The sequence below is a fragment of the Priestia megaterium genome (assembly GCF_009497655.1).
GTDB lineage: Bacteria > Bacillota > Bacilli > Bacillales > Bacillaceae_H > Priestia > Priestia zanthoxyli.
In genome coordinates this window covers 61739-74775 of the sequence record NZ_CP023317.1, presented here as the reverse complement: position 1 = coordinate 74775, position 13037 = coordinate 61739, and the positions used below count along the sequence as shown (strand labels likewise).

General features: G+C 38.8%; 10 protein-coding genes. All 10 read right to left on the bottom strand.

What is annotated here, in order from left to right:
• Position 1: 1 nt before the first annotated feature.
• The 10 genes from pabB to spoIIE all read right to left on the bottom strand — a co-directional run bounded on the left by pabB (position 2) and on the right by spoIIE (position 12802).
• Complete coding sequence (gene pabB, locus CEQ83_RS00385; RefSeq protein WP_116741819.1) at positions 2-1417, bottom strand: aminodeoxychorismate synthase component I; 1416 nt, start codon at positions 1415-1417, stop codon at positions 2-4.
• Positions 1418-1514: 97 nt separating this feature from the next.
• Positions 1515-2453, bottom strand: a complete 939-nt coding sequence (gene cysK, locus CEQ83_RS00380) for a cysteine synthase A (RefSeq protein ID WP_013054888.1) — start codon at positions 2451-2453, stop codon at positions 1515-1517.
• Between the two features lie 201 nt (positions 2454-2654).
• Positions 2655-3533, bottom strand: a complete 879-nt coding sequence (gene hslO, locus CEQ83_RS00375) for an Hsp33 family molecular chaperone HslO (RefSeq protein ID WP_028412650.1) — start codon at positions 3531-3533, stop codon at positions 2655-2657.
• A 12-nt stretch (positions 3534-3545) separates the two neighbouring features.
• On the bottom strand, positions 3546-4313 hold the full coding sequence (locus CEQ83_RS00370) for a type III pantothenate kinase (protein WP_013054886.1): 768 nt from the start codon (positions 4311-4313) through the stop codon (positions 3546-3548).
• Positions 4314-4534: 221 nt separating this feature from the next.
• Positions 4535-6445, bottom strand: a complete 1911-nt coding sequence (gene ftsH, locus CEQ83_RS00365; protein WP_013054885.1) for an ATP-dependent zinc metalloprotease FtsH — start codon at positions 6443-6445, stop codon at positions 4535-4537.
• A gap of 93 nt (positions 6446-6538) precedes the next feature.
• A complete protein-coding gene (gene hpt, locus CEQ83_RS00360; RefSeq protein WP_028412649.1) occupies positions 6539-7078 on the bottom strand; it encodes a hypoxanthine phosphoribosyltransferase in 540 nt (179 codons plus the stop codon).
• A 27-nt stretch (positions 7079-7105) separates the two neighbouring features.
• On the bottom strand, positions 7106-8482 hold the full coding sequence (gene tilS, locus CEQ83_RS00355) for a tRNA lysidine(34) synthetase TilS (RefSeq protein ID WP_028412648.1): 1377 nt from the start codon (positions 8480-8482) through the stop codon (positions 7106-7108).
• 96 nt (positions 8483-8578) lie between these two features.
• Positions 8579-9544: a protein kinase domain-containing protein gene (locus CEQ83_RS00350; RefSeq protein WP_034263697.1), complete on the bottom strand. Its 966-nt coding sequence runs from the start codon at positions 9542-9544 to the stop codon at positions 8579-8581.
• Positions 9513-10253: a VWA domain-containing protein gene (locus tag CEQ83_RS00345; protein ID WP_013054881.1), complete on the bottom strand. Its 741-nt coding sequence runs from the start codon at positions 10251-10253 to the stop codon at positions 9513-9515. The genes CEQ83_RS00350 and CEQ83_RS00345 overlap by 32 nt, the downstream gene beginning before the upstream one ends.
• A 71-nt stretch (positions 10254-10324) precedes the next feature.
• Positions 10325-12802, bottom strand: coding sequence for a stage II sporulation protein E (gene spoIIE, locus CEQ83_RS00340; RefSeq protein ID WP_013054880.1), 2478 nt, complete (start codon positions 12800-12802; stop codon positions 10325-10327).
• Positions 12803-13037: the final 235 nt, after the last annotated feature.

Here is a 13037-nt window from a genome sequence, read left to right as displayed (position 1 = left end):
TTTACTCACCCTCACTCAGCTCATTTTCGCTCTGCTCTTTTGCTTTCCATAGTGCAATTGCTTTTTTCAGTGATTCTTTGTATTCGTGTTTCGGATTTGAATCAATTACAACACCCGCACCAGCCTGCACATAAGCTTGGCCATCTTGAATAATCATAGTGCGAATCGCAATATTTAATTCCATATCTCCATTAAACCCAATCCAACCAATCGATCCTGTATAAATTCCTCGCCTTACAGGTTCAAGTTCTTCAATGATTTCCATTGTACGAACTTTAGGCGCTCCAGTAATCGTTCCTCCAGGAAAAACCGCATCTACAATATCTACAAAATCTTTATTGCGCGCGAGCTTGCCTTTTACATTAGACACAATATGCATCACATGTGAATACTTTTCAATAACCATAAACTCGTCAACATGAACGGTACCATAGTCGCTTACTCTACCAAGGTCATTACGCTCCAAATCAACAAGCATCACATGCTCTGCACGCTCTTTTTCGTTATGAATAAGCTCATCCGCTAACTGTTGGTCTTCTTGATCATCCTTACCGCGAGAGCGCGTTCCCGCAATTGGTCTCGTACTGATTTCGTCACCGGCTTTTTTCACTAATAGTTCTGGTGAACAGCTCACAATGTGAAATTCTTCTGTCTGCATATAAGACATATAAGGAGACGGGTTGATTTTTCGTACCTGTTCGTAGATATGCATAGGATGAGTTTGAAGCTGTTGAGACTGTCGAACAGATAAGTTCACTTGAAACACATCGCCTTGCCCGATGTACTCATGTACGCGAGTTGTGGCATCTGAAAAAGCAGCTTCAGACATCGAAACCTCACTCTTTTCGGCAACACGATGAATACGCTCATATGAGACCCCTTCAGCACTTGCCTCCATCCAGTCCTTTTTGTATTGATCAATACGCTTATGTGCCTGCTCTTTACAATCTGCTTCATCGTTAACGATAATCCAGAGCTTTTCCTTTTCTTGATCGTATACAAATACGTCATCGAAAATAAGGAAATAAACGTCCGGCGTTTTCAATGAATCTTCAGCAAGATCAGGTATGGTTTCTACATAGCGGATATAATCATAGCTAATAAAGCCAATTGCTCCACCTTGAAAAGGAGGAAGATCTGGATTCACCTCTGCTTCAAACTTCTTCATCCAGTCTCGCATAAGATGAAGCGGATTACCTTTTTGAACAGTAGCTTGGCCATCGGTTTTGATATGAAGCTCGTTTTGTTCGCCTCGCAAAATGGCTACAGGTTTTAATCCCATCATTTGAAACTTTCCGCCTCGACCGCTTTCAAGCAGGATATGATTCGGTTCCTCTTTTGACAACTCTTGATATTTTTTGAACCATTGGTTTTTAGAGATAGAAATAGATTCGCCCCAAGTCATTCTTTGCTGCATTTGTTCACTCTCCTAAAAATAAATCACCTGCTTTCATTTTACATGATTCTCAGATGAAAAAAAACAGCTTCATATAGAAGCTGTTCTTTTATGGTTTTTATGCTTGTGTTTGTTCCTCGAATTGGAACAATGGAGTACTTAAGTAACGCTCACCGTTACTTGGAATAATCGCTAACACTTTTTTACCTTTTCCTAGCTGTTTTGCAGCTTTTAACGCAGCATAAATCGCAGCCCCAGAAGAGATACCTACTAGTACGCCTTCTGTTTTTGCTACTTTACGTGCATATTCAAAAGCTTGGTCGTTTTGAACAGCGACAACTTCGTCATATACTTCCGTGTTAAGCGTATCCGGAACAAAGTTTGCACCGATTCCTTGAATTTTATGAGGTCCTGGTTGACCACCACTTAAGATCGGAGAATCAGCTGGCTCTACCGCATAAATTTTGATGTTTGGATACTTTTCTTTTAATACTTCGCCAGCACCTGTAATAGTACCGCCAGTACCAATACCTGCCACAAATCCATCTAGCTGATCGCCAAACTGCTCGATGATCTCTTTAGCCGTTGTTTGACGGTGCACTTCTGGGTTAGCTTCATTTTGGAACTGCTGAGGAATAAAGTAGCCGTGCTCTTTTGCAAGCTCAGTTGCTTTATTAACCGCACCTTTCATTCCTTCTGGACCTGGTGTTAACACTAACTCTGCACCGTACGCACGAAGCAGATTACGACGCTCAATACTCATCGTTTCAGGCATTGTTAAAATAGCACGGTATCCTTTTGCTGCAGCTACCATTGCTAAGCCAATTCCTGTGTTACCGCTTGTTGGTTCAATGATGGTGTCTCCAGGCTTTAATACACCTTTTGCTTCAGCATCTTCGATCATTGCTAATGCGATACGATCTTTTACGCTGCTTCCTGGGTTCATAAATTCTAATTTTAAATATACATCCGCCATATCTTCTTCAACTAGACGGTTTAGTTTTACGATTGGTGTTTGACCAATTAACTCTGTAATTGAATTTGCAATACGTGCCATATGACCACTCCTAATACCAACTAATTTTATTGATTTTGTATACAATTTATCAGATGTTTTCTAAATTGTCAATCATTTTGTCTTTCCATTTACCTATTTTTGTTATATTTTTAGATCAATATATACATAAATAGGACTTAACACTTATAAAAAAAGGCGTTCATTTATAAAATGACGCCTTTAAAGAATCTTTTATTTCATTTAAATTGCTTGTTCTTTCATTTCTTCTAGCTGCTTTTTATCAAAACGATAGGTTTCATTACAAAAATGACACTGTGCTTCAGCTTGGCCGTCTTCCTCAATCATCGATTGAATCTCTTCTTTTCCTAAGCTGATAATGGCATTAGCAATTCTTTCTTCTGAGCACTGACATTTGAACTCTACAGGCATTGTCTCTAGAAACTTTACGTTTTCTTTTCCAAGAACTTCTTCTAAGATTTCCTCAGGAGAAAGACCTTTTTGGATCAGTTTTGAAATGGGTTCAATCGTTTGTAAACGTTGTTCAATAGCTGTAATCGTTTGATCATCTGTTCCTGGCATAAGCTGAATGATAAATCCACCCGCAGCTAAGATTGTGTTATCAGGGTTAACAAGTACACCTACACCTACTGAAGATGGAACTTGCTCAGATGTCACGAAATAATACGTGAAATCCTCTCCTAATTCTCCCGATACGATAGGTACTTGTCCATTAAATTGATCACGCATCCCGATATCTTTTACAACACTCAGCGTACCATCTGTACCTACAGCACGTGCTACATCTAATTTTCCATGCTGATTTAAATCGAAGTGCGTTTGCGGGTTCGTTACATATCCACGCACTTCACCCTTGGCATTGCTGTCTACTAAGATAACACCAATTGGGCCGCGGCCTTCAATTTTAATTGTTAGCTTTTGCTCACCTTTTAGCATAGCCCCCATCATAACTCCCGCAGTCATTGAACGTCCCAATGCTGCAGAGGCTGTAGGCCATGTATAGTGACGGCGCTGCGCTTCTCCAACTGTATCCGTTGTTTTTACCGCATAAGCGCGAACTTGACTATTGTAAGCTAGTGCTTTTACTAAATAGTCGCCCATAATATACACCTCTTACTCCATATTTTTTGTATAGATTATTTGTAATCCTTTTAAAGTCAAAAATGGATCCACAATATCAATAATATCCGACTCTTTAGCAATCAATGTTGCGAGTCCTCCAGTAGCAATAACTTTAGGATTTACTGTTGCTTGCTCTTTCATTCTTGCTACAATTCCTTCTACTTGTCCAACGTATCCATATAAAATACCTGCTTGCATCGCAGATACTGTATTTTTCCCAACAATGCTATTTGGTCGCGCAATTTCAATACGCGGAAGCTTAGATGCTCTTGAATAAAGAGCTTCTGTCGAAATATTAATACCAGGGGCAATTGCACCACCCATATATTGCTTATTTTCATCAATGTAGCAATATGTGGTTGCGGTACCAAAATCAACGATAATTAAAGGGCTTCCGTACAGCTGAATTCCAGCAACAGCATTGACAATACGGTCTGCTCCCACTTCACGTGGATTTTCATATTTAATATTTAAACCCGTCTTAATTCCAGGACCAACAACAAGCGGCTTTAAATGAAAATACTTTTGACACATTCTCTCCAATGCAAACATAATAGGAGGAACAACAGAGGAAATAATAATACCATGAATATCTTTAAAAGATAAACTAACGTGCTCAAGCAAGGCTTTGATTGTCATGCCATACTCGTCTTCTGTTTTATTACGGCTTGTTTCTACACGCCAATGGTACTTTAATTCATCTCCATCGTATACACCTAATACCGTATTGGTATTTCCAACATCTAATACAAAAATCATTTCAATCACCACTTTATTTAAATTCAGTATTCACACTGAAACCATCATACCATAACTGGTAAATAGACGTGTATATTCTAGATAAAATAGGAATATAATGACACAATTCTCTAGTGGATATCCTACTTATCCACTATATATATGAAAAACTTTTTGCCAAACCTAACTTCTACCAAATAAAAAAGATCAGTGGAGATTGTCTCCACTGATCTTTTTTGATCTTATGCTTTTGGCTCTTCATCGTCTGTCTTTGTTTGGATGTTTACTTTAACATCTTCATCTGTTACGTGACTAGAACGGTCTGGAAGAGTTCCATGATCTACTAAGTGGTTGATCTGCTCAGCGTCTAACGTTTCTACTTCTAACAATGTTTGAGCTACAAGCTCTAACTTGTCACGGTTTTCCGTTAAGATCTGCTTCGCACGCTCATAGCTTTCTTTAATGAAACGTTGGATTTCATTATCAATTTCATGAGCAATCGCATCACTGTAGTTTTGTTCACTGTGTAAATCACGACCTAAGAATACTTGGCCTTGTTGTGATTGACCGAATTGCATTGGTCCTAACTTTTCACTCATACCGTATTCTGTTACCATTTTACGAGCGATGCTTGTTGCACGCTGGAAGTCATTGTGAGCACCTGTACTCACTTCGCCGAAAATAATTTCCTCAGCTACGCGACCACCAAGCAATCCAACAATTTTATCCAGCAGCTCTGGCTTCGTCATAAAGTAGCGATCTTCTTTTGGTAACATAACAGCATATCCACCAGCTTGCCCACGTGGAACAATGGTTACTTTATGTACCATATCAGCTTCGTCTAATACGACACCGATAATTGTATGTCCTGCTTCATGATAAGCAACAATATTGCGTTCTTTTTTAGAAATAACTCGACTTTTCTTAGCTGGACCTGCAATTACGCGGTCTGTTGCTTCGTCAATATCGACCATTTCAATTTTCTTTTTGTCCTGTCTAGCAGCTACTAAGGCAGCTTCGTTTAACAAGTTTTCTAAATCTGCACCTGAGAAACCTGGCGTACGCATAGCAATTGCTTTTAAGTTTACTGATTCATCTAAAGGCTTATTGCGAGCATGTACTTTAAGCACTGCTTCACGGCCATTTACATCTGGACGATCTACCGTAATTTGACGGTCGAAGCGGCCTGGACGTAATAACGCTGGATCTAAAATATCCGGGCGGTTTGTTGCTGCAATAATAATGATACCTTCGTTAGCACCAAAACCATCCATCTCAACAAGCAACTGGTTCAATGTTTGTTCACGCTCATCGTGTCCACCACCAAGACCTGCGCCACGTTGACGACCTACAGCATCGATTTCATCAATAAAGATAATACATGGAGCATTCTTCTTCGCATTTTCGAATAAATCACGAACACGAGAAGCACCGACCCCAACAAACATTTCAACAAAGTCCGAACCACTGATAGAGAAGAAAGGAACGCCTGCTTCACCAGCAACAGCTCTTGCTAATAATGTTTTACCAGTACCAGGAGGTCCCACAAGTAAGACACCCTTCGGAATTCTTGCACCTAGCTCTGCGAATTTACGAGGATCTTTTAAGAACTCAACAACTTCCACAAGTTCTTGCTTTTCTTCGTCTGCACCAGCTACGTCTTTAAATTTAACCTTTTTCTTTTCTTCGCTGTAAAGCTTAGCCTTACTCTTACCGAAGTTCATAACACGACTTCCGCCGCCCTGAGCTTGGTTCAGTAAGAAGAAGAATAGGATGAAAATAATAACAAACGGAATGATTGACGTAAAGAACGTTACCCAGCCGCTTGTTTCATCAGCAGGTTTAAAATCAACTTCTACTTGATTATTTTCTGAAGCAGCGTCAATACGATCAAGTGCTTTGTCACCATCTACGATGTAAGTTTGGAACGTTTGATCCTTTTTATAAGAATCTAACTTTCCTTGCACAACATACACGCCTCTTTCAGGCTTCATAGAGAGTGATTTCACATCACCTTTGTCTAAGTGTTGAACAAATGTATCGTATCTCATTGGTTCTGCTTTTTGATTAGAGCCACTAAAGAAGCTTACCACGCCAATAATGACTAAAAATATAAGTAAATAAAAGATGGTATTACGGAAGATCCGATTCATTTCTTACCTCCTCCCACGATAAACAAATACTGTATTCAATACTAACATAGAACATTTATCCTATCCAATAAATTGCACTTGGATATGTGCTTCTTAATTGCTGTATACTTGCGGTTTAAGAACCCCAATATACGGCAGGTTACGATATTTTTCTTGATAATCCAATCCATACCCTACTACGAACGCATCAGGTACTTCAAATCCAACGTAATCTGCTTTAATAGCTGCTTTACGACCTGTTGGTTTGTCTAAGAGTGTGACAATCTTAATTGACTTAGCTTTACGGTACTTGAATAACTCTACAAGATAGCTAAGTGTTAAGCCGCTGTCGATAATATCCTCTAAGATAAGAATGTCTCGACCTTCAACTGATGTATCTAAATCTTTTAGGATTTTTACTTCACCAGAAGAAACCATCGCATTGCCATAACTTGATACATCCATAAAATCCATTTCTAAATATGTATCAACACGCTTAATTAGATCAGACATAAAAGGCATAGCGCCTTTTAGTACACCGATTACCAAAGGAAAACGGTCAGCGTATTCCTCAGATAATAGCTTACCCAATTCTTTTACTTTCTGTTGTATTTCTTCTTCTGAAATCAAAATTTCTTGAATATCCTGCTTCATTCCTTACTTGCCTCCTAGAAGTTTTCGCTACTTATAGTATAAAATAACATATCTGGACTTATGTGTATGCAGTTCATAAGCAGATTTTTTCAAACCAGGTAGCCACAAAATAGTTCCTTGGCTATCTTCCACTACCGGCCAATGATCTCTGAAGTGTAAAGGGATTTTTTCATCGATAAAAATATCCTTTACTTTTTTATGTCCCTTCATGCCCTTTACTCGCATTTTATCGCCATTTTTTCGTGTCCTTACCTTTAATGATTGTAAATCGTGAGCTTCATCTAAAAGAAAAACATCGTTTCCTTTTATATCTTCGACTTTATTATGTATTTCACAAATAAGCTGGTGACCATTTGGAAGCTCAACGACCCCTGGAATCGGAACAATAAATTCATATGGCTCGATGTTCCCCTCATTAAAGGTGAAAAGACAGTCGTTGTAAGATCGGATAATGCGTAAACCATTTGGAAAGTCAAGCGTCCCAGACGGTTTTTCACTTTCACAAAATCCTACTAACGTGTCAACATGCGCTGAGGAAAGGGTTGGAGGAATTTCTTTATAGAGATAGTTTAATATTAGTTGAATACCACGCCTTTGTAAAGGCTTGCGTATCCTTAGAAAACAATCTCTATCAATGAGAATTTCATTTTGCAATTTCTTTCTCATTACTTTATTCATCACATCGGTCGTTAATTCCTCTAAGTATGCTTGATCTTCATGCAAGTTCTCGCTAAATTGTTGAAATTTTTCATGTACAGCGACGTTTTCTTGCTTTAAAAATGGCAAAACGTAATGACGAAACCGATTTCTCGTGTACGAGTCTTTCTCATTACTCGGATCAATTCGAGGTGTAAGCCCATGTAGCTTACAGTAGCGATTGATTTCTTCTTTCGTTACGGCTAGGAAAGGCCTAATAATAAATCCATGCCCATATGGCCGCTTGGGCTGCATCCCTGCGTATCCATTCATCGTACTACCTCGAACCATTCGCATTAACATCGTTTCAATCTGATCATCTCCGTGATGTCCTAATGCAAGAAGGTTTGCTTTGTGCTTCTTCATAACATGAGTAAAAAATGCATAGCGGCATTCTCTGGCAGCTACTTGAGAAGATAGCTTTCTTTCCTTCTGATAGGCAGTAACATCAATCTGCTTCGCCTCACATTTAATATTCAATTGTTTGCAGTAGTTCTGCACATATTCCATGTCTTGCTGTGACTCTTGGCCCCGGAACATATGATCAACATGAGCAGCAATAATCGTAAGAGATTTTTGCTCTTTCAGACTCCATAAGAAATGCAGCAGCGCTAAAGAATCAGGACCACCAGAAATACCTACAACCACCGTAGAGCCTGCGGATAATAACTGATGTTTTGTCATAAAATTGTTCACTTGCTTTTCCATAGGAATGACTCATCCTTATAATGTACACGCAATAATGTATCATTAATTTACTTTATACGAATGACTATAAGGAAAGTTTCACAATTTCTCCAAACTTTATAGCACTTGAATAAATAGATACAAAATATAAATCAACATTACAGACGTACAAAGTAGTAGCGTCTCTAACACGTGAGAACGCTTCTTCTTTACTTTAACACGAGGGGCAGACGGTTGACGAACGTTTTGAGGCTTTGTTCCTCTACTTTTTGCCCCTCTTCTTTTTTCGACCGATAACACCTCTGTTTTCATTTCTTTAGCTGACTTATACTTTCCCGTAACCGCTTGATACAAAACGTCTCCGAAAGGTTCCAACTGCTTTGTTGTTAATATAAATTGTTTTAATTGTTCAGCCGGTTTGTCTGTTTTATTAATTCGCTTGCCATAAGCCGCGTGAATCAAAACCATAGATACGGCAAACAAATCATAGGTCGGTTCTGCTTTTCGGGAGCCAAGCCCCCAGTGCGCTCGATCATAAAAGTCGGTAAATTCTTTTATTGACCGCCCTTGCAGAGTTGTTCCTCCCACGTCGATCCATCGAACTTTTACGGGGTTAGATGTTACGACCAGGTTTTCGGGTTTTAAATCGCCAAATACCCACCCTTCTTCATGAAGGTTTTCTAAGTCTGTTAAGAGCTGACTTGCAAACACTTGCAACCATTCTGTCCCTCTTGTTGAGATAAAAGAAAGGAGAGGCTGCCCTTTCACATACTCCATTACATAGAAAGAAAGAGCGTGAGAACCATAGCTCCAATCATCTACATCAAGTAAACGCGGTCCTAGCACTTTGTCTTTGACTTGAGACAACTTTTTTAATACATTCACTTCTGCTGTAACGGACATGTTGGAAAAGCTTATTTTTAACGCCGCTAGCGTTCCGTTTACTAATTGGACTAAGTAGACAACTCCAGTTGCTCCCACGCCTAATTTCTCAAGAATTTTATAATGGACGTGATGCCATTTCCCTTGAATTTCTGTTCCCGGAGATAGGTTACATACCTGATTCTTCAATGTATTGTTCATTATTTTTTAACAACCCTCTCAATGAGCGCTTTTTGGTGAAATAATGAGTAGCCTCTTTGATAGCCGGTCCAGTAGGCGTAATACCTCCTGCTGTTAGTTTTGGGAAAATCGTTGAAAGCGACTCTAATCTTGGATTCCAGTCCATTAGCTTCTCTACATCTTTCTTTTTCCCAGGAAATAAAAAGATTGAAAATTGATTGTGCCCCATGCGAGCATTCAAGCTTAACGATAAATCTAACAGCGACTCCTTTACAGTAGGGAGCTTATTTTTCATACTTCCGCTCATGTCAACTAAAATAAGAATCTCTAAGTCAACCGTTTCCCCAAGTTCATCAACCACTTCCATGATTTCTCCTCGCTTCTCAGGAGATAACTCTTCTAATCTTGAATTAGAGGAACCTAGAATTTGCTGAAGTTCTTTATTTACAACGCCTTGAAGTGTTTGCGTCATTGCCTGCCTTGTAACCATTTGAACAGTTTGAGACAGCTGTTTTACGTAAACAATTTGACTCACGCCACCGCCTGACATGGCAATGCCTTCTATTTCATTCGTGCTTTGCTCATCAATTGTATCCTCTTCCATCACACCAATAACGTTTACACTAATTCCTTGTTCTTTAGCTAGTGCAGCCATTGCTACCGGATCTTCACCTGTATTTGAACCACCGTCCGTAATGACCAACATCTGTTTCAATGTACCTTTTTTCATAAAAAAATCCCCTCCTCATTATCAGTATTAACATGATAGACGAGGAGGAGATAAAATATACTTCTATCTAACTATTGTGCTTTTTTACGATAAGCGTAAGAAGGAATCGATGACCATTTCGGGGTATTGTGCTGAAGTTTTGCCACAACTACCGTCATATCATCTTCAATTAAACCTGATTTTGTTCGAATAACTTCTTCCATAATTAAGTCTGCAATTTCTTGTGGATCGTTTGTTTGAAGCTCGCCAATTTTTCGCTTCATCCACATTTCGTAGTTCTCAACGTGTTTCGGTCCTTCAAATACACCGTCACTCATCATAATTAACAAGTCTTCCGCCTTCATTTGTTCATTCACAACATCCACTTCAAATTCTTCAATAATGCCCATTGGCAAATTGCTTGCCTGTATTTTAATAACCTTATCTCCGCGTTTGATGAAGCTTGGCGTAGAACCGATTTTCAAGAAGTTTACATTGGCATCTTGTAAATCAATCATCGCTAAATCTAAGGTCGAAAAGATCTCATCGTTTGTACGCAGGGATAAAATAGAGTTAATCGATTTAATTGCAATTGTCTCTTCTATTCCTGTTTGTAAAATTTGTTTTAACAGCTGAAGCGTTTCGCTGCTTTCATAGTGGGCACGCTCTCCATTTCCCATGCCATCACTAATAGCTAGTGCATATTTACCGGCGTTTAGCTCAATCATGGAATAGCTGTCACCGGATACAAACCCTCCGCCTTTAGCAGCATGTGCTACGCCTGTATCAACAACGTATGCTTTTGTACAGCCAAACGAAACGTGGCAATAGCCTTGAGGATATTTAGCACATTCTTCGTTCTTTACTACAATACTTTCACCTAAAATATCCGTAAGCATTGGCGCAATAATTTTCTCGCATTCTCCTCTTCCGTGACAATATGGCACCCACATTTCAATATCTACATTTCCAGGTTCTAAGCTATAAATTTCAATTTGATTGATTTCCATCCCAAAGTTACGAAGAGCTTCTAAAATCTGTTCTTCTTGTACATTTAAATTTTCGCGCTCTCGCTTAATTTCTTTTGCAAAATTCCCCATGACTTCAGAGACACCGTGAAGCTGTTCTGCTACAATCCTTCTACTTTCTTGAATTTGTGCTTTTAAGTGCTGATTGGCTTTAAAATACGTAAGTTCATGCTCAATCACATCGATGACTTTTTTCGATTTCACGCAATGTTTGTCCATTTCTCGAATTAGCCTTGGATTTTGTTCAAGAGTGCCATTATCAACTTCAAGCATAATTTCCTTCATATATTCATAGGTTGTATCAAACTGCTGTGCCCAGCATTGTTCTTTTTTAAAACAAAATTGGCACGTCCTTTCGGTAACGCTGCTTAAGAAATAATCAACTTCTTTATCAGCGCTTGGCTTTTCATCGTAAAATCCATTTTGCGTAAAGCTTTTGGAAAGTGCTTGAAAAACATTTGAAAACTGTTCTACGCGATTTGCTGTTACATCTCGGATCTTACGCACGTACTGCTGTTGTTCAAGCATATTTTCAGATGTCCCTGGTACTAGTTTACTTAAGTTTTTCAAAACAAAAGATGGGGTTAATAAAAATAGGACAACGGCCGTCAGTGATTCATACAAATTAGTCGTCAATCCTTGATCTGCCTGAGCATATAGGCCAATTAGCAATGAACCAACAACCAGCCCTAGAGCTGCCCCTAGCTTTTTACCGTCTTTTAAAAGTCCTCCAAGCAAGCCAGAAAAAGCGAGTAAACTCATTTCGTACAAACTAGAAACATTCGCGAAACTTAAAATTAAACCGGTTACGACCCCGACCGTAGCTCCTATCGTAGGGCCAGATACAAACGCAAAAACTAGTACTAAGTAACGAGATAATATATGTTCAGCCGAAAGGCCGTAAATCATCCACCCTATTGTCCCTGTCATAACAGATGCCAACAAAATAATAAGAGAAATCACTTCTTCTGTTTTTAATGATTGTTTTCGCTTTCGATATGAAATTAAAGGCACGCTTTGTAGGAAAATCATTGTTAAGATAAAGCTCAACCCTGCTTCTACTGCCACAAATGTAAAATCATACATGGTGAATTCCTTGGTAAACACATAAAAAATAGTTAGTTTTGTAAGTAACATCGCGCTAAATACAGTGAACGGCAGTTTCTTTAACGGATCCATTGTCAGTATGCCGCTAAATCGATGAATTAGTAAGAAAACAAATAGTGTAGCAAATACGGTACCTCCATTTTGAATAGAAACACTAAATGCCCCTGCCAATACGGCTAAACTTGCTAACGGTGCTTTTTCTTTCTTTATAGCCATTACGGCTGCAAAGAATGGCAAAGCAAATGGCATGATTTTCATTAAAATTAACGCTCGTCCTAATAAGAAACCTACGACTAGCAGCAATAATCCCCATTGAAATAACACCTTTTCCGTTTTCATACCCGCCTTTGTAAATACACGGGACATTTCTAATCTAGTTCGGTTAAATACCGCCTCTGTTGTTGGACTTGCAAAATCTCTTTCCGTCTTTTGCATTCTCCCACCACCCGCTAATTATACTTATTCGTTATTATATCGCGGCGAAAGGTGAAATTTTGTCAAACGGACTAGCAAAATACCTATAATCGTTCGACTATTTTCTAGTATTATATTGAAAACTATACAAAAAGATGTACAATCTTACATGGAGATTTAAAAAATATGAGAGATACTGTTCGCCCCAGAGAAAGCCTATGCTCATCATTCTTTTTTAAAAGCAAATAAAAGTCTA